The organism is Pseudooceanicola antarcticus, assembly GCF_900215355.1.
GTDB classification, from domain to species: domain Bacteria; phylum Pseudomonadota; class Alphaproteobacteria; order Rhodobacterales; family Rhodobacteraceae; genus Pseudooceanicola; species Pseudooceanicola antarcticus.
The window spans coordinates 23,731-47,107 of record NZ_OBEA01000010.1; the positions used below are offsets into that span (position 1 = coordinate 23,731).

A 23,377-nucleotide genomic window follows, 5' to 3' on the forward strand; every position below is an offset into this window, starting at 1 on the left:
CCCATGTATTCCGAGACCGAAGACCTCGTGCGCGATCTGGCAGAAAATGCCGAAGGCGTCTGTCGTGCCTACCTTCCCGCCGGACGGCGGGAAGGATCCTACTGGATCGTCGGCGATCTGCAGAACAACCCCGGCCGGTCGCTCTTCGTGCGGTTGACGGGCCCTGCGTCGGGACCAGGGGCAGCGGGCAAGTTTACGGATGGGGCCACAGGCGAGCATGGCGATCTCCTGGACATCATCCGCGCCCGGACGGGGATCACGCGCTTCCCCGACCTTCTCGCCGAGGCCCGAGCGCATCTTGGCCGTCCGCAGCCGGTCGTCCCGGATAGGCAAGAGCCGAGGAAGGCCAAGGCGCCCGGTGGCACTCCTGCGGCGGCGGCACGCTTGTTTGCTGCCTCGAACCCGATCACAGGCACGCTTGCTGAGACTTACCTCCGTTCCCGGGGCATCACCCAATTCGGGGCGAACGGCGCCTTACGCTTCCACCCGAAGTGCTGGCATCGGGAAGAGGGGCAGACCCGGGGCATCCCCAGACCTGCGATAATCGCGGCGGTCACCGATGGGGCAGGGGCCGTGCAGGGAGCGCATCGCACCTGGCTGGCGCCTGACGGACAGGGGAAGGCGGCAGTGAATCCACAGCGTCGGGCTATGGGTCACCTCCTCGGCAATGCAGTCAAGCTGACCTCGCAGGATGACATCCTCGTCGTCGGAGAAGGCATCGAGACCATGCTGTCCCTGTCCGAGGCAATCCCAGGTCTGCCCGTCTGGGCGGCACTCTCTTCGGGTCACCTCGGGGCGGTCCTGTTGCCGGAGGGGGTGCAGCGCCTCTACATCGCCATCGACCGCGATCCCGCTGGCCAACGCGCGGCAGAGAGATTGAGCGCCAGAGCCTCCGAGGTCGGGGTGCGTGTGCGGGTGCTGGAACCGCGGCTCGGGGATTTCAACGATGATCTTCGGGCGAACGGCAAGGACGCACTGCGCCAGCATCTGGCAGGTCAGATCGGGCCAGAGGATCGGCATCGCCTGCCCAGCTGAGCTGCATCGCGCAGGGGGTCTGGGAGTGCGGGGCAGCGGGCAGCATCCCAGTCGTGGCTCTGGATCGTCTTCCTCACCCCATCCCGGGCCTTGCGCATCCACCCGTCAGCCCTGCGCGGCCTTCAAGAGATGGGCAGGCCGTCAAAGCGGTTGCCCCTGCAAGGTCGGCAGGGAACCTATTTCCGCCGGCGGCAGAGCCGCCTTTGCATCGCGAGACAAATAGCTTCCCTGCCGACCTCCTCCACGCTGTTCCGGCCCCGGTGAAGCCGGGGTGAAGGGGCAACCGCCCCGACGGCTCGGGTCTGCCCATGAAGGCCGCGCGGGATGACGCGCGGACGAGACAGGCCCGGAGGCAAGAAACCGATGACAATCCATACCCACGACGACGCGTATGAACCCGCCCATAGCGCATCCCAGACCGCCCATGCGCTCGACGAGCTCCAGCTCTACGGCTATCGCCCCTTCGACGAGCCCGATCCGCGCCCGATGCCCGATGGGCAGCGCCTCGCCGTCGCCGTCGCCGACATCTTCGACGCCCTCGTCGCGACCCTGGAAGACACCCGTATGGAACCCGACCTCGAAGAGGTGCTCTGGGGCCAGGTCAACCTCTTCCACCGCGCCACGGCCCGGATCGAGCGGACGCTCGATGAGAACGAGCAGGCGCAGCGCCGCCTCCAGCGCGAGCAGGACGGCTCCGAAGTGAAGTCCGTCGAACTCGAGCGCCTGACGGCCGAAGGCCTGACTCTCGTTGAACGGCGCAACTGCATGGACATGATGCGCGATCACGCCGCCACCGAGTTCGTCCATCACACGGGATCGACCTGGCGCCCCCGCACCGGCTCGATGGTGAACCGCCAGCACATGACCGCCGCCCTGATCGACAGCCGCGACTTCCTGGCCGCCAAGCGCCGCGCCGAGACCGAGGTAATGCTTCCCGCAGGCCCCAAGGTCGCCCTCACCGGCGGGACCGATTTCAACGATCACCGCCTGATCTGGGGCAAGCTCGACCAGGTCCGGACCAAGTATCCCGACATGGTCCTCCTGCACGGTGGCAGCCCGAAGGGCGCAGAGCTCATCGCCGCCAAATGGGCCGAAGCCCGGGGCGTGACGCAGGTGGCCTTCAAGCCCGACTGGACCAAGCACGCCAAGGCCGCGCCCTTCAAGCGCAACGACGCGATGCTGGATGTGCTCCCGGTCGGGGTCCTTGTCTTCCCTGGAACCGGTATCCAGGAAAACCTCGCCGACAAGGCCAAGAAGCTTGGCATCCCGGTCATGAAGTTCGAGAAGGGGGCGTGAGCCCCCGACTTCAATCCGGGACAGAACATTGTGGAAACGTCGAAGAGCGCTTGATATTGTGGTTTGGAGAGAGGCATCAACAACATGTTCGACACATCGCAGCAAATGGAAGTGTTCCCGACGACGGTCGATCTCAAGCGGATCGACCCGTCTCTCAACATGCGGCGCTTCTATCGAATGAGCGTTCAGCCAGACCTGTTTGGCGGCGCATGCCTTGTGCGGGAATGGGGCCGTATCGGGTTTCGAGGGCAGATGCTAATCGAACGGCACCCGGACGAGGGGCATGCTGTGACCGCCTTGTTGAAGCTCGCAGCGAGCAAGACGCGGCGAGGGTATCGAGCTGTCGCAGAGCAGAAAATGGATTGAAAAGCGGCAAATGAGATTTCGCCAAGCGTGTATTTCGCGTTTATTTTCGGTAGTTTCCGGCCGCTTCTTTGACTACGAATAGTGTAACGAATTCCGAGGCCTGTTGATGAACCCGACTGAAATTTACGATGCCCTTGCCGAGATTGCGGCAAAGCCATTTGATCCGAATGAATTCCCTTTTGCTTTTGCTGAGGCGACGGACGCGGCCAAGGCTGCGATTTCGAAACTGCGAAACGGCTCGACCAACAAGTCGGATCTTCCTGGCGGCGTTCTGTTCAACAAGAAGTTCCACTACGCGCCTGCGCTAAAGGGTCTGACCGATGTCACGCTCGATCAGCTGCGCGCTTCAAAGAAGACCAAGGCGTCCAAGCCCGCGATCCTGATCGCGTCCGATGGCGAAACCATTGCGGCTGAACATCCAGCTTCAGGCGATACACTGCATTGCACCTTCAGCGAGTTAGGTGATCATTTCGGCTTTTTCCTGCCCGCCGCGGGCAAGGAACGCTATCGCGCGGTCGAAGAGAACCCTGTCGACGTGAAAGCGACCGGCAAGCTCGCACGTCTGTATGATGCGCTGACCAAGGCCAACCCGGACTGGGGTAGCGACGAGCGGCGGCACGAGATGAACCAGCTGATGATGCGGCTCATCTTCTGCATGTTTGCCGAAGACGTCGGCATCTTCCCGGACAACCAGTTCTCGCGCCTTTTGTTCACTCATGCGGGCGACAAGGGCGAGGAGGCGCGTGAAACCATCATCGCCGCCTTCAACGCCATGAACCTGCCCAAGGACAAGCGCGGCTCCCTGCCAGCATGGACGGCAGAGCTGGAATACGTCAACGGCGGGCTGTTCGCGGGCACCATCGACGCACCGCGGTTTGACACGATCTCCTTCCGCTACCTGCGCGATGCTTGCGATCTTGATTGGCGCGAAATCAACCCTGACATCTTCGGGTCGATGATCCAGTCGGTGGCTGATCCCAAGCAGCGCTCGGAACTGGGGATGCACTACACCTCGGTGCCGAACATCATGAAGGTGATCGGGCCGCTGTTCCTTGATGATCTGGATGCCGAGATCCACAAGGCCTGGGACCGCGCAAAAGCGTTGCAGCAAGTGCTGGACCGCATGTCGCGCATTCGCGTCTTTGACCCCGCCTGTGGCTCGGGCAACTTTCTGGTCGTGTCCTACCGCGAACTCAGAGCGCGAGAGACGCGAATCCTGCAGCGGCTGGAGGAACTCAACGGCCCCGGCTCGATGCAGATGTTTTCGGCCATCCCGATCAGCAATTTCTATGGGATCGAGATTGCTGACTTTGCGGCAGAGACCGCAAAGCTCGCGCTGTTCATTGCCGAATATCAGGCCAATGCCAGCTTTGCCGAAGTCTTTGGCCGCCGTCCTGCCGCGCTCCCGCTGAAAGACGCGGCGCATATCCGCACGGGGAACTCGCTGCGTGAGAATTGGGATGAGGTCTGTCCTCCGCCCGCCGAGGGCGAGGAAGTGTTTATTGCTGGTAACCCGCCATTCCTAGGATCCACATACCAGAGCAAGGAACAGAAGGCAGATCTCGCTTTCGTATTCGCTGAACATATCAAGAGCTTCGCAGCGTTCGACTTCGTCGCTGCATGGTTCTTCAAGGCATCCCGCTACATTCGCGGTTATTCCGCGCGGGCCGCCTTGGTGTCGACGAATTCGATCTGCCAAGGATATTCCGTGGCTGCGCTATGGCCCCATGTTCTGGGCAGTAATTTGGAAATCGGTTTTGCCCACAAGGACTTCAAGTGGCGCAACAATGCATCTGCGAATGCAGCAGTGATTTGCTCAATCATTGGAATTCGGAACCAGTCTAAAGAGCCAAAACGCTTATTCGCTGACAATTTGGAAAGTTCGGCAGACAACATAAACGGCTACCTAGTGAATGCGCCAACTGTGGCTGTTGAAGGCACGCGTAACGGTTTGTTTGGTCTGCCTTCCATGGAGTACGGCAACAAGCCTGTCGAAGGGGGATATCTTCTTTTCACAGCTGAAGAGAAAGACGCCCTGCTAGAACAAGAGCCGCGCACAAGAGATTTCTTCAGACCCTTCATGGGGTCCAAGGAGGTCGTCAACGGGTATCGCCGCTATTGCCTCTGGATTACGCCACAGACACTCGACGAGGCTAAGTCTATTCCGGCCATAGCATCGCGTATCGAAAGAGTTGCCGAATTTAGAGCTGGAAGCACGGACGCGTATGTGCGCGAAAAGTTGCTCCCATTATCCTATCGCTTCAAACAAGTATTTGAAGCTAAATCCCATTCCATCCTCGTCCCCAGCGTCACATCGGAACGACGCCCCTATCTGCCCGTTGAACGGGTTGGGGCTGATGTTATTGCTTCAAATCTTAACCAAGTGCTCTACGACGCCCCTGAATGGTGCATCGCCCTGATCGCTTCTCGCCTGCATCTGGTCTGGATCGCTACAGTCTGCGGCAAGCTGAAGTCTGATTTCCGCTATTCTAACACCCTCGGTTGGAACACCTTCCCCGTGCCGAAGTTCAGCGAGGATCAACTGGCAGAGCTATCCGCCTCGGCGCGGCGCATCCTCAAGTGCCGCTACTCGCATTTCCCCAAGACCATCGCCGAGCTCTACGACCCCGACAAAATGCCCGACGACCTGCGCGCCGTGCATCGCGAAAACGACGATCTCTTGGAGACGATGTATATCGGCCGCCCCTTCCGCAACGACACCGAGCGGCTGGAAAAGCTCTTCAAGCTCTATGCCGCCAAGGTGAAGTCGCAAGACAAGAAGGGCGCGCGCGCATGACGGGGACCTATGTATTGTTCCAGATGTGGGGACCGTTTCGCCAGTCGCTGATCGACGGACACTTGTTCTTTGTCGAACAGGCACGCAAGCGGCTTCTCACGCAGTTTGAGAACATAGAAGCTGAGGCGGACAAGGCCTCGGAAGACTGGCTCGAGAACAACAGCCACCGTTTCGATCCCGACCGAGACGATCCGGGGAGCTTCTATGAGGCGGCAGGAGAGGCGGGCATCGAGTTCTACCGCCTGCTCTCGGAAATGCGTGATCAGACCCAGCTGAGTGTGGTCGCGGGCATGTTCCATGAATGGGACAAGCAGCTTCGCGATTGGCTGGTGCGTGAGATTGGACATTGGCACCGGGGGGATCTGGCCGCCGAAAAGATCTGGAAGGCGAACTTTTCAGACCTCGCTGACCTGCTCGAAGGCTTCGGGTGGAAGATCCGCAGTACTGGGTATTTCAAGCTGCTGGATGCGTGCCGACTTGTAGTGAATGTCTACAAGCATGGAGAGGGCACGGCATTTGAAAATTTGAAGAGGGAGTTTCCCGAGTACGTGGTCGATCCTTTTACGGACGAAAATGGCGTTAAATTCTACAACGACTTGGGTATTGAGTGGCGTGATCATACACACCTCAAGGTCAGCGATGTACAATTGCAGGCGTTCGCTGATGCCATCGTGTCTTTCTGGAAGGACGTGCCCGAGAACATCTCTAAGGCTGACGTTACCAGTGTCCCCGCGTGGTTCGAGAAGGCGATACTGAAAGATCGTGGTCAGAAGGCGGGCGCGAAATGACCGATCAGAACGCGCCCCAAAAAACAAGCGAGGCGGCGCCCGAAGGCCCGCCTCATGATCTTGTCCACGGGAGGGGCCAGAAGCCTGCCGAAGCACCTAAAGGCAACCTCACCGCGTCTCACAAAGCAATAGATAGCGCTGATGTGGCCACGGATCAAGTTCAAACTCTGACCGATCTTAGGGTTCAGAAGCTGTTAACCGACTGCCTGAGCGACCGAAGACTGCAGCGATACGCCCCTGCGGCGGGTGATGCCGGGGTGGCGCGCGAGGACATCTACCTCTGGAACTGCGACCTGTCCGAGGCCTTCCACTTTGCTTTGCATATGGCAGAAGTGACCTGCCGGAACAGCATCCACAACGCCCTGACGTACCGCGACCCGCGATGGTTTGAAAACGCAACCTTCCTGAAAATCCTGGACCCTGTTCGCAGGAAGGACCTCGACAACGCTATCGCTGATGAGACCGATCAACAAGGTGACGTTATGGACGCCCACCACATGGTTTCGGCTTTGTCTTTCGGGTTTTGGGAGCATCTGACGACCAAGCGATTCCAGCGTTATCTGTTCCCGAAAGGGTTTCAGCGGGTGTTCAAGCACGCTCCATGGGATGCCAAGCTGGAAGACTTGCACGACTTGATCGAAAGCGTTCGCCGTTGGCGTAACCGCATCGCGCACCACAATGCGATCTTCGACAAAGGCCCATCATCGAAGTACCAAGACGCGTTAAAGCTGATCGCGTGGTCCTCTCCGGACTTGGAGGCATGGGTAGCAACCCGATGCCGTGTGAACCAGATTATCAACGCGCGCCCGAAGGGAGAATGACATGGTTGAAATGGTGAACGTGACGTATGGGCGCTCCAACTCGACAACCAACAAGTTGGGCCAACGCCCGATGCAGGCCCGTGCCTATGCCGCCCGAGCGGCGCAGTTCCTTTTGCTCAAAGCGCCGCCCGCAGCTGGCAAAAGCCGCGCGCTCATGTTCGTCGCTCTCGACAAGATGCTTCATCAGGGGCTGGAAAAGACGATCGTTTGCGTGCCCGAGACATCGATTGGCGGGTCATTCCGCTCGACGGATCTGACCCGCTACGGGTTTGAGGCGGACTGGGAGGTCGATGATCGCTGGAACCTCTGTTTGACGGGCGAGGACGCAGACAAGCAAAAGGTCAAGGCGTTTCAGGTGTTTCTGGAAAGCGATGCCAAGGTGCTGGTCTGCACCCATGCCACATTCCGCTTCGGTTTCGATGAGGTAGCAAGAACTGCGGGCATCGAGGCTTTTGACAATTGCTTCATCGCCATTGACGAATTCCACCATGTCTCTGCCTCCGACAACAACCGGCTGGGCGTGATCCTGCGCAGTCTGATTTCCCGAGCGGAATGCCATGTGATGGCAATGACCGGCAGCTATTTCCGTGGGGATGCGGATCCAGTGTTGCGGCCAGAGGATGAGGATCGGTTCACCAAGATCACCTATAGCTACTACGAGCAGCTGGAAGGCTACGAATTTCTCAAGGCACTCGGGATCAACTACGAATTCTACAAGGGTAATTACATCAACGGATTGCCAGGGGTGCTGAACCCTGACCAAAAGACGATCATCCACATTCCTCATCGGGGGTCGTCCGAGGCATTCGACGACAAATACAACGAAGTCGGAAAGATTCTCGACCTCTTGGGTGTCCATGAAGGTCGCGATCCTGAGACCGGATTTGATCTGGTCCGCAGGCCAGAAGGGCAGATTCTGAAAATCGCCGATCTGGTTGATGACGGACCAGGCCGGGACATCGTTAAATCTGCGCTTTCGCGAGAGATCAAAGGCGCTGATGGTCGTCGAGACGATACGGCGGACCGCGAGAAGGTCGACATCATAATTGCGCTTGGTATGGCGAAAGAAGGGTTCGACTGGGTCTGGTGTGAACATGCCCTGACGATCGGCTACAGGTCATCGCTTACAGAAATCGTGCAGATTATCGGGAGAGCCACTCGCGATGCGCCGGGTAAGCCGCGTGCGCTCTTCACCAACCTGGTTGCCGAGCCGGGTGTGGAAACCGGCGTTGTGACGGACGCGGTCAACGACATGCTGAAGGCCATTTCTGGTTCTCTGCTTATGGAGCAGGTGTTGGCACCCAACTTCAAATTCTATCGGCGCGAGGATGGCGACGTGCGTGCCCCGGTCGGGACTGACGCCGAAGGCAACGTTACAATCGGTATCAAGGGACTGATTGAGCCACCCACTGATCGAGCTCGGGAAATCTGCGAGAAGGACATGCACGACTTGATGGCTACCGCCTACCAGGAAATGGATAGACGGGTCCTTTCTCCCGACACGGCGCCTGAGGTTGCCACGCAAATGGTTCTGACGGACATCATCGAGCGCAGATACGAAACTCTGGATTCAGAAGAGGCCGAGTCTGTTCGGCAACACCTTGCGGCGCATATGAACGTGCTAACTTTGGCGCGGCGAGAAGCTGAGCGTGGCTTCGCTGAAGGGCAGTCACCTTTGACCGGCAGCCCCGGCAAGGCGGACGCTTCTGACGACGATGGGGATGAAGCCGGAGACAGCGCCCCCAATACGCTGCTGCAGATGGTCAAGAAATTCATCAACGTCCGCGACATCGATGTTGAGCTCATCGATAGCGTGAACACGTTTCGTGAACGGTTCGAGGTCGCATCGAAGTCTTTGAACTCGGAGCTCTTGGCACATGTCCAATCGGCGATGGTTGCATTGCGGGTCAATATGACCGGCGACGAGGCTCGAACACTTTGGCCGAGGATCAAGGCGTTCCGGGCCAGTGAGGGACGTGAGCCGAACGTTCATTCTGCCGATCCCTTGGAGAAGCGGATGGCAGAGGCACTGGCCTGGCTGAAAGCTGAGAAGGCGAAGCGGCTGCGCGAGGGCGCGATGCAATGACGCGGCCGAGCTTGGATGACATATTTGCGGAAGACGATGAATTCGGACTGTTGGACGTTAGGCTGCGCGGCAGCCGCGCCGCTGTAGCTTCCGACCAAGGGGCTGGCGCGTTGAGAGAAGTCTCAGCATTCTTTGAGAAACACGGGCGCGTTCCCGATCCTGATGCGGTGGACCACGACGAGATGCGGATCGGTTCGATCTGGGCATCGATCAAGTCTGCGCCGACAGACCAGATGCGGCTGGAGGACCGGTTTGGGCTCTTGGACGACGAGACAGCGCAGGCATTGAAATCATGGCGAGATGAGCCGCTAGTTTCTGACGTGCCTGACAGCCTAGATGAAATTTTCGACGATGAAGAGCTTTCCGTCGATGCGTCTCTGATCGATTTGAAACATACGACGCCTGCCGCAGAGCGACACTTGCCCGATCATCGGGCTGAATTTGTTCCCTGTCGCGATTTCGACCAGTTCGCAGAGCGTTTTGAAGCGGTGCAGCAGGCTTTGGAAGCGGGCGACCGCCAAGCACTGCCTGTAAAGAAATGGTCCGTGATTGAGCCCATAGAAGGCGACTTCTTCATCCGCAACGGCCTTCTCGCGATGATTGCTGAGAAATCCGAAATGTCCGCGCGAGGGGGTTCTCGTGACCACAGACTTCGGGTCATCTTTTCCAACGGCATGGAGAGTGATCCTCTCATGTCTTCGTTCCGCAAGTCGCTCAACGACGATAAGACGGCCAGAATGGTTCAGAAGGTCGGGCTTGGTCCCCTCGATCCGGACTGGGAATCTGATCAACTAGAATTGTCTGGGACAATTTACGTCGCTCGGTCGCGCTCGGATGATCCGTCGATCAGAACTCAGCGAATGATCCTGCACAAGATCGGTGTCACCAGTCAGGATGTTGCGCGCCGGGTTGCAGATGCTCGTAACGATCCAACGTTTTTGCTAGCACCAGTGGACATCGTCGCGACCTACGAGCTTCAAAACCTGTCCCGCCGCAAAGTTGAGAACCTTCTCCACCGCTTTTTCGCGACGGCCAGGCCGGCAGAGCTCTTTGTGACGGACCGCTTCGGGAAGAAGGTCTTTCCAAAGGAATGGTTTTACGTTTTGCCGGAACATGTCGGCCGTGCGGCGAAACTGATTGAAGAGGGGCGCCTTCATTTGTTCGAGTACGACGTACCCTCTCAAGAAATCGTAATGAAGAAATAAAATGTGGCTAGATTACGTACCGATCGGGAGCTTCCGCATCTAGGCGGGGTGGATGCACGGAGGTCATCACCAAAGGGCGATTGCGAAATCTATCGGTTGATGGGGTGTTAGAGGCAGAAGCGCTCTTGCACCCAACTTATCTGTTGGGTACTTGGCCACAACAGATAAGTTGGGTATATTGAGGCATGACCATGAACGGAATCACCCTGAACGAGAAGGAAGCGCGGGACACACGCGCCCGTATTTCTCGTCTGACTGAGGCACTGAACTCGGAGCACGCGATGGAACCGGTTGTTGCCGGTCTGCCTCCCGAGGTGGTTTCGCAGGTCTCGCGCATGATGAAGGCCGAGCGCGAGCGCCTGACCCACGCGGTAGAAGCGTACGAAGAGGCCAAGGAAACTCAGAAGCCGACTGCACTAAAGAACCTAGTCAATCACGAACCGGGCCTGATGCTGATCGTCGCGAGGATAGCCAACGGTTACTCGCAGAAAGACCTAGCGTGGCGTCTCGGAGTGAAGGAGCAGCAGGTCCAGCGTTGGGAAGCGGAGCGATACGCCCAAATCAGTCTCAAGAATTATAACCGTGTCGCAGCGCTGCTCGGCGTTCGCCTGACGGCGGACATGCCCGACCAACCAGCCTTCCGGGGGCTGGACAAAGTGATTGATGGGGTCTCGAAATCCGAAATCAAGAAAATCCTCAAGCATGGGCGCGAGAACGGCTGGTTCGCCGAGGACTTCACCGAGGCTGAGCTGCGCCGCTACATCGCAGAGAACCGGATCGACTTTGGAAGCCCTGGGCTTCTTCGAACTGGCCTCAACGTTGTGGATCACACCGACGACGTTATGCTCCATGCTTGGCGCGCTAGGGTAACAGCCAGGGCGCGCGATGCTTTCGCAGGCGTCGAGGATGTTCACGAGCCGCTTGAACTCAAGTGGATGCCCGAACTGGTCCGCCTGAGCAACGACCCCCACGGGCCGCTCCGGGCAGTGGAAGTGCTTGCAGCTCGCGGAATCGTTTTGATCGTGGAGCCTCAGGTGCCTGGCCTGAAGATCGACGGCGCTGCCTTCATCGTGGATGGTAGACCGGTCATAGGAATGACCCTAAGGACCGACACCGTGGACAACTTCTGGTTCACACTGATGCATGAGCTTGCCCACGTCACGCTTCACTTCTCCACCGGGCTAGCCGTAGGCTTCTACGATCAGACAGACCAAGAGACATCGGTCGATGAACAGGAGGAAGAGGCAAACCGCTTCGCTTCCAACCTGCTCATCCCAGAAGAACGCTGGCGGCGCTCTACCGCCCGCATAGCGAAGTCAGCTTCGGTCATCGAGCGCTTCGCCAACGAATTGGGTATCCATCCGGCAATTGTGTTCGGGCGGATACGCAAAGAACGGGGAGAGTGGTCCCTGTTCGCAAACAAGATCGGGAGGAACACCGTGAGAAAACTGTTTGTGGGCGAAGCCCAGAAAGGAAAGAGTGATGCTCCCATACTACCCGGCACTCAGGGCTAAGCCCGGCGAGTTCGCGGCCTGCGGCTGGCTGGCCCCCCGTTATCAGGGGCACGTCTGCCCGCGCTTCGTGGTGCCGCCTCCCACCGAGTCCGATCCCGAAAAGGGGCGCGTACCCACGCTGGACGAGATTGCCTACATGATGGGCGAGCGCCTTGGAAAGAGCTGGCCCCACCGGCGTGCGTTTCTTGACCCGCAACTGGCAGCGGCCGCCCTCGGCGACGAGGGGGTGGCGACTCTCTTCCGCATCGCCACGGCCGTGAATTCGCGCCTGCTTCCGGTGCTGACGATCGGCGATCTGGCCAACCCGGCCCGTCAGGCGCTCGTTCGGGACGGGGACGTCAGGGCGGGCATCTACATGGACTTCGAGGAAGTTGATCCCGCCGCTTTGGTCGAGGCGGTGGAGAAGGCGGGAGTCCGGCCTGAACAGTGTGTCCTCTTCGTGGACTTCACTGGCGCCCCCCTGGGCGCCGACTTCGCGCCTGCCATCGGCGAAATCTTCGACCAACTGGACGCCGCGGCGCGGTGGAGCAAGATTGTCTACCAAGCTTCGGCGTACCCCGACAAGCTGCCGGTCGGAGCTAACGAGTGCACGTTGATCGCAAGGGCGGAGTGGACCACCTTCCAGGCGGCCCTGAAAGAGACCGGCGTCCAACCCGATCGACTTGCATACGGTGACTTCGGCGCGGATTGCGGGCGGATGGTGTTCCCGAAGGGCAAGGGAGGCGGAAGGCCGAGGCCGCACCTGCGCTACACGGGCAAGACCCACACCTTGGTGGTCAGGGGCAGCGACTCGGGAGCTTTCACGCTGACTATGCGCGACGTCTGCAAGCAGATCATCGAGAGCAAGGAGTACAGCGGCAGGGGCTTTTCCCCTGCGGACGACCGTATCTGGCGAAACGCGAAGGGGCTGACCGAAACCTGCGGCGATGCGACTGGCTGGAGGGAACTAAACACGGCTCATCATCTTGTTCAAGTAGTCCGGGATCTGGGGGCAATTTCCGGAATTGTATTTGACGAGGATCCGGTCAGTGAATTCGCGGAACAGGGAAGCCTTTTCTGACTTGGTGTTTCAGCTTTTTTACCCAAGCTTCAACCAGTACCTCGTATGGCGTCGCTCACCAGTTCGGCTGAGCGCACCTTTCTCGACCAGATCCTGCAGATCGCGGGTCGCGGTTGCGCGTGAGGTTCCGGTGATCTTGAGGTAGTTCTCGGCGCTGAGGCCGCCTTTGAATCCGCCAGGACCTTCCCGAAACATTCGAGCGATGGCCTTGGCCTGACGTTCGTTCAAGCGGTCTCTGTGACGATCGTAGAAGTGTGCCTTGCTGATGAAGAAACCGACGCGGTCGAGTGTGACCTGTTGGGCCTTCAAGACAGTTTCCGCGAACCAGACGAGCCAATCGGTCGCCTCGAGCGTTTTTTGATGCTGCTCAAGCTGATCGTAGTATCCCTTGCGCTCCTTCTCGATGGTGAAGGCGAGCGAGATGAGGGTCGGCTGGCCAATGTTCTGCGCCAGCGACTTTTCCGCGAGGGCGCGACCCAAGCGGCCGTTGCCGTCTTCGAATGGGTGGATACTCTCGAAATAGAGGTGGCTTAGCCCTGCGCGCGTCAGCGCTGGAAGCGGCTCTGCTCCCCCGGGCCCGGTCTTGTTGAACCAATCCGCGTATCGCTCCATCTCAGGCATGACCCGCTCCGAGGGCGGCGCTTCGAAATGGATCGTGGGCCGGTCAAGGCGGCCGGAAACGATTTGCATCGCCTCGGCGTGGTGTCGGTAGGCCCCGATGGTTTCCAACCGGCGGTCATGGGACAGGAGCATCCGATGCCAGCGGTACAGCGTCTCGTGGCTCAGCTTGTCCGCAAAGCTGGAATAGACGTCGACCATCATTTCCGCGACGCCCTGTTCGCGCGGTTTGGCAGGGGTGCTGTCCGGATCGAGGCCCAGATGGCGGCGCAGCGAAGACTGGACACTGAGCCGGTCGAGGATTTCGCCCTCGATGGCGCTCGTTTGCATCGCTTCCTCGCTGAGAAGTTCGATGCGGAGTTGCTCGCGCTCCGGCTGGCTGACATGATGGACCGCGCCGAGGATTTCCCCGGACGACAGCAGAAACGTCTGCTCGAACGGCTCCAGAGCGGAGGCGTCATACCGGAAATCCGGCCAATCGGGCAGCGTCCAGTTCCAAGCCATGAGTTATAGACATCCTTTCTATAACTCATGGCTAGATCACTTTTGAGGCATAGAAGTCAACTCTATCGCTCAAAGGACCTGCGGGATGGGATGGCTCACAAACCGACGCGAGGCCTTGAGCTAGGCCTTTTCAAGGTGCGTCAGATCTTGCTGACGCGGTCTGAGGGTCTTCGGATCGACAGGGTTTTGTTCCGGCGCTTGAATGAATGGTTCATAGCGAACGTCCGCCATGGCGCCGTCGAACCAGGCAGGCTGCACGTCACCATTATTCCATTGGTAAAGGTAGCCAACCAGATTTTCAGATGTCTTGCAGAGGATGCGCATAATGGGTTCGCCGGTCAGGCGGGGCTTCGTGTTCATAATGCGTTCCTCCTAAATGGACCTCGTAACTCGTCACCGCTGAGGTCTGAAATTCCCTATGACGCTCATTAGCGCCACGCTTTCCGCAACTGCAAGGCGAGCTTCCGCCGGTGGGCGAAAATCCACCGGCGAAATGCAAGTTATCTTTTCAGATAGATCTCTTACGGTGTGTGCTGCTCATGCGGCGATGCAGCGCGAACGGCAATTTCTTCCAAGATTTTGTCGATCTCGCCCCATATGCGTGGTTCCACTTGGCCGCGGATCAGAGCCCATTTACTCAAGACGTCGAGGGGGTCGTGGTCCCGAAGGAGCATACCCAGGCTGGCCGCATCGACTGCCAGTGATGTCCGGGCCTGCCACTGCGTGTTTCGAGTGCGCCGCTCCTCAGCAATTGGCGCGAAGACCGGCGACAGTTGCCAGCCTTTGACTGCACGGCGCAGGGCGGCACGCACCACATGTGCCGGCTCAACACCACAAGTTTCCAGCGCTGCTTCCTGTCGTTCGAGTGCGTTGACCCTGATGTCGATCTTCCGGGTCGGGCTCAAAGCTCGTGCCGAAACGGGAGCTCTCAGGCTGGTATGCGGGTCAGAGCTTTCCGCGGTGACTTGGTGCGGCGCCACGGCACTTTTCGGCGCACGCTCTGACTCGTGCCGATCAGCGCCAACGTCAGCGACTGGGGTGCCTGTCTTTGTTGCTGTGACCTGTACCTCTTCCTCCTTCTCGGGAACCTCGCGGTCACCCTGTTGCAGGGTGGCGGCGTAGGCTGGGTCGGGCCTAGTGATGGTCGGGATCTTCTTGCGCAATCGACTGTCCTCACGCAGCAAGAATGTTGTTGAGAATGTCCGTCGCCTCCTCAAGCGCCTCGACGACATGACGTACATGTGGACGCATAAGGGGGTTCGGATCGGATTGCTTTTCCAGCGCCAAGGCGTGGAGAAGCCCCTTCTGATCCATCTCCTTGTAAGTGTTTCGTCGCATCATGACGGTCTCAATCACCGGAAAACGGGTGAGCGCTTCTTCAATCAGGGCGGCGTCAGCACGGGTCGTTTTCGGGTCGACCATGTTGAGGACGACGTGGTGGCGCGGAAGGCTGGAGGGGTCGTCAACACGGGATTTCAGTTTCTCAAACCAATCAGAAGTCTGCGCTCCGACATCGAAATCAGACGTCGACAGCATGACGGGCGTCACGATGTGGTCCGCAAGCACCGCAATGCCGTCTGACCATTCGGCACCGACCCCTGCGGTATCGATGAAGATGAAGTCTGCCGTGCCTGCCATGTAGACCTGATTGATCTGATCCTCGACACCCGCCACGCTTTCGACGGTGACCGAGCAGAGAAGCGGCGAACTCAGCCCACCGGTTTCCGCCCGAGCATGCCAGGCACCGAGTACTCTCGTGCTGTCCGTGTCGATCAACATCACTCTGCGTCCGGCGGCGATCGCGGCGCTGATCAAGGCGCGCGAAAGCGTCGTTTTTCCACTGCCCCCTTTCCGGGCCATCGCTGCGATCACCACAAGATTTTCGTTCGGCATTCTGATCCTCCGCAAAAATAGTGAATCGCAACGATAATACCCAAATGTCGCTAAACGCATGAGGCGGAGGGGTCAAGCAGAAGTCGGGATGCGACCCGCGTTTGGCATGCAGCGGGCGGCGTTGTGCGATGACCGTGCGACGTCTGCCGTGGCGCCATCAGCATTCGCCGCGGGGCATCACACACCCTCCAAGTGTCGGGATACGCTTGGCGATGCGCTTCGGACAGAATGCAGGTGACGGTTAGCGCGCTCCAGACGACGGGAGGCAGTCTCGCGTATGTCGTTCTGCGGGTGACGCGAGCCGGTTAGCACGCAGCAAAACCCGTCTTGCGGGGTGCAAGAGACGGGGCGCGAAAGACGCGATGCGCGATGCGGAGACCGCATCGCGTGGTGCAATGAGCGCGACGCGCGATCCATTTGACAAAGGACGGAAAATCGCCCCTGCAGGGCGATTTTCTACATTGAGTACAAGCCCTTATGGTCGACTCCACTTGCGTTGGGAGTCGGCGGGCTTGTACGAAGTTGGCAAGAAATAGGAACGTTAACTTCAAAATGCCCCGCCGCCGCAGACTGTCAGTGATCGAACGATCGACCATCTCCCAAGAGCGCCGGAACGGCGTCTCCGCGGTGTCGTTGGCAGCCCGCTACGATGTCAGCCTGAAGACGATCTACAACGTGGTGAACCACTGGGATGAGCGTCAGACAGCGAACGGCAGCCGATCGCGGGTTGTGGGGATCCGGGTCTCGGACGACGACCTGCGCCGGTTCGACGCGGCGCTGTCGCGGCGCGGGATTGCGCACCGCTCGGATGCCATGCGCCGCCTGATGCTGGCGGCCGAAGGTGTTTTCCTGCCCGACGACGAGATGTGTGACGAGTTGCGCAACCTCGGCGCCGCGCTCAACCGGGTCGGCAACAACGTGAACCAGATCGCGCGACGTCTGAACGAGGCCAAGGTGCGGGGCGAGAGACTGTCCTACCCGGCCTCAAGTCACCGTGACGTCCGCGCCCTTGCGGGTCTGGTCTTCGATCTGGCCGACCAGGTCCAGGAGATGTCGCGTGCGCGGCGCAGCGTGCTGGACCTTGAGATCAGCTCTGCCCTGGCGGGCCTCGCCGAGAGGAATGAGAATGGCGCGGAGTGACCGGGTCCGTGGCATCGACCCGGCGCTATTTGACCGCGGCTGGAGCCGAGTTTCGGGATCCTGGCAGGGGCTTTCCAAGGGCGCGCAGATGGTTCGGGCCGCGCGCGGCTATTCGCCAGCGATCTTCAAGGCTATCTCGAAAGGGGGCTGCCACACCGGGGTGCAGTTACGGGCGCAGCTCACATATCTCACGACGAAGTCGACCCATATCCTCGACAGCCGCGGCACCCATGACGGGAAGAAGCAGCTCTCGGAAGCCGAGATCAACCGCGTGGCGCGGCGGTTCGAGAACCAGTGGAACGAGCGCTACAGCCCCAAGCTTGGCCATACGTCGCATCTGCTGATGGCATTCCCGGTTGGGACCAGGGGTGAAGAGGTGCGCGATATCACCCAGGCGGTCTGCGAGAAGTTCTTTCAAGGTGAGGGGTCGCAATTCGACTATATTGCTGCAATACACCAAGATCGCGCGCATCCACATGCGCATATCGTTCTGAACCGCCGCAGCAAGGATGGCGAAATGTTCTTTCTCGGGAAGGATCATCACTTCAACTACGACGCCTTTCGCGAGGCGATGGTCGAGGCGGCCCGGGTTCATGGGATCCGCCTTGAGGCGACGCGTCGTCTGGATCGCGGCGTCACGACCTACCGCGCCGAGATCGATGAAATCTACAAGGCTCGTGACGAAGGCCGTCCCCCAGTCGAGCGCCAGAGAACCGGTGCTGACCTGGCGGCCGCTCTGGAAACCGTCCGGCACAACGCTTTGATCTATCGCGGGCTCGCGGCGGATGCGTCCCGTTCGAATTTCGAAGACGTGTCCGAGGCGCTCGAGAGGGCCAGCACCATCCTTGCCAGTGGCGGTCAGATTCAATCTGACGGAGCCATCTACATGTCCCAAGACGAAGCAGCGTTCGACACGCTGATCACCGAGTTTTCTCAGAACATTCGCCAGATCGAGGCGGCGATCGACAGGGCGCCGGCGGCCGAGAGGCCGGTGATCGAGCGCAAGCTGACCGACGTTCTGGCCTCGGTCGCGCATTTGAACCCGCTCGGGGATCGCTCCGCCGCCCTGGTCGATGCCCCATCCCGGGACGGCATCTATGCAAGGCCGAACTTAAGTGAAGAACACCTCGCGCGTCTTGACGATGGAGAGGTGGCGCCAAAGCTGGCCGAGGCGTTGCAAGGCACGGGCATCGATGCCGAGGCTGTGGCCGCGCGCCTGCGGGAGGGGGCAGGCAATGCCGCATTGGAGCGCCAGTGGCTGGCACAGGATCTGCAGGGGATTGCCAAAGCAAGCGACCTCGATCTGGAGAAATCTGCGGACCGGGAAGAAGCGCTCAACCGGCTGGAAGCCTTGCATGTTCGGTTGGGCGATGTTTTGACCGATGTACGCGTCCTGCGCGCGCCAACCGAGGTCGACGAGGCGGATGACGCTGAGGCAGCGCTTGGTGAGCGGTTGACGACACCTGGGAGTGATCTCGCGCAAGATGGGTCCGACATCTTTGCCCCATCGGAACGGCAGGCGTTCAGGGCGCTGGTGGCGCAGTTCCATCGGACGGATTTCGATCATCCGTTCTCCGACGACCCGTCCGTCCGGCGGGCAGGTGCCGTGGAGGTTGAAGAGGCCCGCGCCGCGTTCGACGCCTACGCGCAGAAATCGCCGCAGCATGCTGAACTGGCCTCGATGGCTTGGGACCAGGCGACTGACAGTCGAATGCCGCAGCAATATGCGGTATCTGAGCAGGACCGCACGCTGCATGCTGGCGACATGGACCTCGCCTTGCGGGATCCCTCGGATCATCTCGGTCCGATCACCGAAGAAGTCCGCACCCTCGCCCGCTATCGCACGGAGATGCCGGATGATGAATTCGGGCAGGCGGTCCAGGACGAAATCAATCACCTTCGTTCGCTCGGCGCGTCGCGGGCCTATATCAGCGAGCGCAGTTTCGAGATCGAGGACCAGGCGCGACAAGACTACGCCGAGCGCCGGTATCTGGAAGAGACAGCGCCAACCGTCATGGCCTTTGTGCGAAACGCCGACGTCGAGGGCCCGCTCTCCGAGGCAGAGCGACATGACATCGTCCGGCAGGTCAACGAACGGCTAAGCCCCGACGCAATCGACGCGCTGCGGGTCGGAAACGCAGAAGTCCTCGATAAGTTCACTGAGGATCCGCTCCGCCAGCTGGAACTCGCTAGAACCTATCTCCAGAGCAGCGAGGTCACTGCGCACGGCCCGGCGATGGAGCGCGTTCTCGATGCATTGGCGGAAGAACAGATAGAGGCGCAGCGCGCACGCCACGCTTCGGCAGATGGCGAGAAGGGGATCACCCATGGATAAAGGCAAGATTGCCCTAGGAGTTTTGAGCCTCGTGCTGGTCGGTCTCGCCATGGGCTATGTCGTGGCGACCGGCTTTGTCATGTTCCGCTATGGGCTTTCTCCCTCGCGTTTCGACGTCACCCTGCTTGCCCGCGAATATCGGGGTCTGTCTCAGTCTGCACCGAAAGACTTCCTCTGGGTGAACCTCATCCTGGGCGGCTTCGCCCTCACATCGTTGATGCTGAGCGTCACGCTTCTGGGGGATGCATTGACCCGCTTCGGGACGACGCATTGGCAGACTCGCAGCGAGATGAAGAGGAACGGTTTCTTTGCCAAGCCCGGCGGCGGCTTCCTTCTGGGCAAGCTCGGCTCCCCGAAATCCAAGCGCCCGTTCCTAGTCTCAAAAACCTTCCCCCACGCGCTGATCGTGGCGCCTACAGGCCGGGGCAAGGGCGTGGGGTTCGTGATCCCGAACCTGCTGACCTACAAGGGCTCCGCCGTGGTGCTCGACGTGAAAGGCGAGAACTTCCGCGAGACCTCGCGCTTCCGCGCCAGCATGGGGGACAAGGTTTTCCGCTTCGCGCCGACCGACTGGGACCGACCGACACATCGCTATAATCCGCTGGCGCGCATTGCTGCCATGACCAACCCCGACCGGCAGCAGATGGAGCTGAAACTCACCGCGAAGCTCTTTCTGCAGACCGACAATGAAAAGCTGAGCGGGCTTTTAGCCGGGGGTATCGACCTCTTCGTAGCGGCCGGTCTTCTGGCCTTCGAGCGCGGCGTTCCGACCATCGGCGAGATTTACCGCATCACAGCCTCGGGGGGCGACAAGCAGAAGGAATACCTGAAGCGTTCGCAGGAGGTGAAGAACAAGTCGGCCAAACTGATCTTCGAGCGTATGGCATCGACCAACAACGACACCCTCACTTCCTACCTCTCCCTCCTGATGACCTCGGGCCTCGACACCTGGGACAACCGCGCGATCGACGCGGCCACCGCGACCTCTGACTTCTCCTTCCGGGATATCCGTCGCCGCCCACATGCGATCTATCTTGTGGTCGAATCCGAGATGATCCGCCCGCTTGCCCCGCTGATCCGCCTCTTCTTCTCGGACCTGATTGCCTCGCTGCAGGCGCGGGAACCCGGCGATGACGAGCCCTGGCCGGTGATGATCATGCTCGACGAGTTCGACCGGCTCGGCAAAATGCCGATCGTCGCTGAGAGCATCAAAACTCTGCGCTCCTTCGGCGGCAACCTCGCCATCGTCACCCAGACCATCCCTGCGCTGGACGAAATCTATGGCGAGAATACCCGCAGGTCGCTTCAAGGCGGCGCGGGTGTGAAGCTCTACCTCACCCCGTCAGAGCAGAAGACGATCGAGGAGTTGAGCCAGGCCGTCGGCAAGACCACCAAGCGTGTGGTGACCCGCTCCCGCGCTGTTGGCCGCAATCCGTTCGAAGGGCGCAGCGTCTCAGAGCGAACCGAGGATACCCCGCTCCTGACAGAGGATGAGGCCCGACGCATGGATCTCGATGAGGTCATCCTTGTGATCGACGCGCAGATGCCTATCCGCGCGAGAAGGGTGAAGTATTTCGAGGACCCGGCGTTGAAGGTTCTGCACGCCTGTCAATCGGGAAGCTTCCCATATCCGGACGAGGACGGCCTGCGGCGGGATCGGCAGATGTCTGAGACCCGGGAAACGGTGGAGAGGTTGAAGCAAGAACTGCAGGAAGTGCGGGCGGCTGCGGGACCGCGGGAAGTCGGCCACAATGTGCCTAACGCATCGAAAACTGACCCTGTCAGCGCAGCGAAGGCCCGCGGCCGCGCGGCTCGTGCTGCTGCAAGCGGAGGTGGCCAAGGTCAACTGTCGCTTGATGTTGAGGGCCTAGGTATCACGAACACAGACCGGACAACGCTTGCTTCGGCAGTTCAGACAACGAGAGCTATCATCGCGGAGCACGGATGAGTTTCGCAGGAGTTGACGTTCATTCTCCTCGCGGCGAATGTAACTGAAGAGCCCACTTTGACCGATGCTGCGTAAAGGATGTATCGCTGCTTTCGAGGGCGGTAGAAAACCTGCTTGATCGCAGCCGCGATGCGGAGGGAAAGCAGCGCCGAGTTGTCGGAACGCGTGAACCAAAAGGCGATCTAATCGAACGATTCAGCGCTTCACCCCGTCTGCGGCTGCCTCTCAAATACTGCGCGGTGCCCAGAGAATAATACCCGCACCGACAAGGCAAATGACCGCTCCAACTACATCCCATTGATCCGGGCGATGCCCTTCTACGCCCCATAGCCACAGCAGGGACGATACGATGTAAACGCCACCGTAGACTGCATAGGCGCGGCCCGCCTGATCGGCGGGGCTGAGCGCCAGTAGCCAGGCGAAAGCGGCAAGGGACAGCATGCCCGGTGCCAACCAAAACACGCTCTTGTCCAGCCGAAACCAGGCCCAGAAAGCAAAGCATCCGGCAATTTCGGCCAGCGCAGCGGCGAAGTAGATAAGAACCGTCTTCATCGGGCCAGACATACGTTCCGAGGAGGATCGGGTCTATTGCGAAAAATCTTTCAAATTCAGAGAAGCGAGCCCAAATCCGATCCAACACTTGGATAGGCCGCCGTCATCGACTTAAGTTGCTTGGCCGCCAGGCCCAGCTTGATTGCCAGCCCGAAGAAATTGATCAGTTCGCCGTATTCCGGGCCGAACAGGTGCGCGCCGAGGATCTTGCCGTTCGACTTGTCCACGAGGACCTTCGCGGCAGCAGAGGTCTCGCCGATCCGGTAGTTCGAATACCAATCGCCAGTGTCGGTGAACCGAACATCGACATCATACCCGGCGTCCCTTGCCTCACTTTCCAACATACCGACACGCGCCACTTCCGGGACTGTGAAGACGGCTGTAGGAATACCGGCATAATCCGGTGCGGTCTGAGTGTCTTTGAGCATGTTGGAGGCCGCGACCTTCCCTTCGATCACTGCGACTGGCGTCAGCGGCATGCCATCGGTGTCGGCGCAATCTCCGGCGGCAAAGACCGCGCTGTTCGTCGTGCTTTGCAGATGCGGGGCTACAACGATGCCCTTGTCGCTGTAATCAACACCAGCCGCCTCAAGATTCAGATCGGCCAGGGCTGCCACACGGCCCGCGCCATGCACGACCAGATCGGTTTCGATTGTTCGGGTTTCATCGCCCGACTTCACCTCGACAGTGAATGCTCTACTGGCTTCCGAGACCGACACGATTTCGGTTTCGCGCATCAGGTCCACGCCGATACCGCCGCTGCGGTCGATCAGCATTTCGACCAGATCGGGATCGAAGCCGCGTAAGGGCCGGGCGCCACGATCCACGATGATCGGGTTGGCTCCGGCCCGTGCGGCGATATGCGCAAACTCGAAGGACACGAAGCCGCCACCGATAAAAAGAACCCGATTGGGAAGGGCCTCCAGGTTGAGGAAATCCGTGCTGTCGATCACGAGATCGGCCCCTGTGAAGCTCAGCGGCCTGGGCATGGCACCGGCGGCCACGAGGAACCGTTCCGACTGATATGCCGTTCCATCGACCTCCAGCGTGTTGCTTCCCGTGAACCGCGCGGCTCCATGCAGGGTTTCGACGCCGTTGCCCGACAGGCCCTTTTCCATCTTGTCCGGCACGGGATCGGTGAAGCCACGCTTGTGTGCCATCAGATCGGCCCAGTTGATCGACAGATCACCGGGATCGATCCCCTTGCCCTGCATGAGCCGTGCCGCGTCCATGATTTCCGCACCGCGCCGCAGGATTTTCTTTGGATCGCAGCCGCGCAATGCGCAGGTGCCGCCGTAGGGCAGCGCATCGACAATGGCGACACGCCATCCTGCCGCGCCACATTTGTTGGCCGCGGCCACGCCCGCCATGCCCGCCCCGATGACGATCAGGTCGTAGTCTTCATTCATTCTCCGGTCC

At 59.9% G+C, this 23,377-nt stretch carries 19 protein-coding genes; 13 read left to right on the top strand and 6 right to left on the bottom strand.

Annotation, left to right across the window (positions count from 1 at the left end; translation table 11 throughout):
* Positions 1–3: 3 nt before the first annotated feature.
* From CRO50_RS18910 to CRO50_RS18955, 10 genes are all read left to right on the top strand, one after another.
* On the top strand, positions 4–1,035 hold the full coding sequence (locus CRO50_RS18910) for a DUF7146 domain-containing protein (RefSeq protein WP_097147504.1): 1,032 nt from the start codon (positions 4–6) through the stop codon (positions 1,033–1,035).
* 363 nt (positions 1,036–1,398) lie between these two features.
* Positions 1,399–2,331: a DUF2493 domain-containing protein gene (locus CRO50_RS18915; protein ID WP_088652820.1), complete on the top strand. Its 933-nt coding sequence runs from the start codon at positions 1,399–1,401 to the stop codon at positions 2,329–2,331.
* An 84-nt stretch (positions 2,332–2,415) separates the two neighbouring features.
* Positions 2,416–2,697, top strand: a complete 282-nt coding sequence (locus CRO50_RS18920) for a WGR domain-containing protein (protein ID WP_017468265.1) — start codon at positions 2,416–2,418, stop codon at positions 2,695–2,697.
* Between the two features lie 106 nt (positions 2,698–2,803).
* Entirely contained in the window at positions 2,804–5,494 is a 2,691-nt protein-coding gene (locus CRO50_RS18925) for a class I SAM-dependent DNA methyltransferase (RefSeq protein ID WP_097147505.1), read from the top strand.
* On the top strand, positions 5,491–6,282 hold the full coding sequence (locus CRO50_RS18930) for a hypothetical protein (protein ID WP_097147506.1): 792 nt from the start codon (positions 5,491–5,493) through the stop codon (positions 6,280–6,282). Before CRO50_RS18925 ends, CRO50_RS18930 begins: the two co-directional genes overlap by 4 nt.
* Positions 6,279–7,103 carry an Abi family protein gene (locus CRO50_RS18935; RefSeq protein ID WP_097147507.1) on the top strand — a complete coding sequence of 275 codons (825 nt, stop codon included), beginning with the start codon at positions 6,279–6,281 and terminating at the stop codon, positions 7,101–7,103. The genes CRO50_RS18930 and CRO50_RS18935 overlap by 4 nt, the downstream gene beginning before the upstream one ends.
* Position 7,104: 1 nt before the next feature.
* Positions 7,105–9,189, top strand: a complete 2,085-nt coding sequence (locus tag CRO50_RS18940) for a DEAD/DEAH box helicase (RefSeq protein WP_097147508.1) — start codon at positions 7,105–7,107, stop codon at positions 9,187–9,189.
* On the top strand, positions 9,186–10,394 hold the full coding sequence (locus CRO50_RS18945) for a GIY-YIG nuclease family protein (protein WP_097147509.1): 1,209 nt from the start codon (positions 9,186–9,188) through the stop codon (positions 10,392–10,394). Before CRO50_RS18940 ends, CRO50_RS18945 begins: the two co-directional genes overlap by 4 nt.
* A 191-nt stretch (positions 10,395–10,585) precedes the next feature.
* On the top strand, positions 10,586–11,908 hold the full coding sequence (locus tag CRO50_RS18950; RefSeq protein ID WP_198431756.1) for an ImmA/IrrE family metallo-endopeptidase: 1,323 nt from the start codon (positions 10,586–10,588) through the stop codon (positions 11,906–11,908).
* Positions 11,877–12,968 (top strand): beta family protein, encoded by a 1,092-nt coding sequence (locus tag CRO50_RS18955; RefSeq protein WP_097147511.1) that lies wholly within the window; start codon positions 11,877–11,879, stop codon positions 12,966–12,968. Before CRO50_RS18950 ends, CRO50_RS18955 begins: the two co-directional genes overlap by 32 nt.
* Before the next feature lie 18 nt (positions 12,969–12,986).
* Here the strand turns inward: CRO50_RS18955 and CRO50_RS18960 are convergent, their stop codons facing one another.
* The 4 genes from CRO50_RS18960 to CRO50_RS18975 all read right to left on the bottom strand — a co-directional run bounded on the left by CRO50_RS18960 (position 12,987) and on the right by CRO50_RS18975 (position 15,983).
* Positions 12,987–14,090, bottom strand: coding sequence for a Fic family protein (locus CRO50_RS18960; RefSeq protein ID WP_097147512.1), 1,104 nt, complete (start codon positions 14,088–14,090; stop codon positions 12,987–12,989).
* Between the two features lie 120 nt (positions 14,091–14,210).
* On the bottom strand, positions 14,211–14,450 hold the full coding sequence (locus tag CRO50_RS18965; RefSeq protein WP_097147513.1) for a hypothetical protein: 240 nt from the start codon (positions 14,448–14,450) through the stop codon (positions 14,211–14,213).
* A gap of 161 nt (positions 14,451–14,611) precedes the next feature.
* Positions 14,612–15,253, bottom strand: coding sequence for a hypothetical protein (locus CRO50_RS18970; RefSeq protein ID WP_040545943.1), 642 nt, complete (start codon positions 15,251–15,253; stop codon positions 14,612–14,614).
* A 10-nt stretch (positions 15,254–15,263) separates the two neighbouring features.
* The gene (locus tag CRO50_RS18975; protein ID WP_007803318.1) at positions 15,264–15,983 is read right to left on the bottom strand and encodes a ParA family protein; all 720 of its coding nucleotides are present in this window, start codon (positions 15,981–15,983) and stop codon (positions 15,264–15,266) included.
* Between the two features lie 576 nt (positions 15,984–16,559).
* Between CRO50_RS18975 and mobC the strand changes: the two genes are divergently transcribed.
* Genes mobC through CRO50_RS18990 form a run of 3 tightly spaced genes read left to right on the top strand, consistent with a single transcriptional unit; the run spans position 16,560 to position 21,406 of the window.
* Positions 16,560–17,123 (top strand): plasmid mobilization relaxosome protein MobC, encoded by a 564-nt coding sequence (gene mobC / locus CRO50_RS18980; RefSeq protein WP_007803319.1) that lies wholly within the window; start codon positions 16,560–16,562, stop codon positions 17,121–17,123.
* Positions 17,110–19,458 (top strand): relaxase/mobilization nuclease domain-containing protein, encoded by a 2,349-nt coding sequence (locus CRO50_RS18985; protein WP_097147514.1) that lies wholly within the window; start codon positions 17,110–17,112, stop codon positions 19,456–19,458. Before mobC ends, CRO50_RS18985 begins: the two co-directional genes overlap by 14 nt.
* Positions 19,451–21,406: a type IV secretory system conjugative DNA transfer family protein gene (locus CRO50_RS18990; protein WP_097147515.1), complete on the top strand. Its 1,956-nt coding sequence runs from the start codon at positions 19,451–19,453 to the stop codon at positions 21,404–21,406. Before CRO50_RS18985 ends, CRO50_RS18990 begins: the two co-directional genes overlap by 8 nt.
* Before the next feature lie 225 nt (positions 21,407–21,631).
* Here CRO50_RS18990 and CRO50_RS18995 read toward each other — a convergent pair whose 3' ends face one another.
* Positions 21,632–21,958, bottom strand: a complete 327-nt coding sequence (locus CRO50_RS18995; RefSeq protein WP_040546036.1) for a YnfA family protein — start codon at positions 21,956–21,958, stop codon at positions 21,632–21,634.
* Between the two features lie 56 nt (positions 21,959–22,014).
* Positions 22,015–23,367, bottom strand: a complete 1,353-nt coding sequence (locus CRO50_RS19000; protein ID WP_007803574.1) for a dihydrolipoyl dehydrogenase family protein — start codon at positions 23,365–23,367, stop codon at positions 22,015–22,017.
* Positions 23,368–23,377 lie beyond the last annotated feature (10 nt).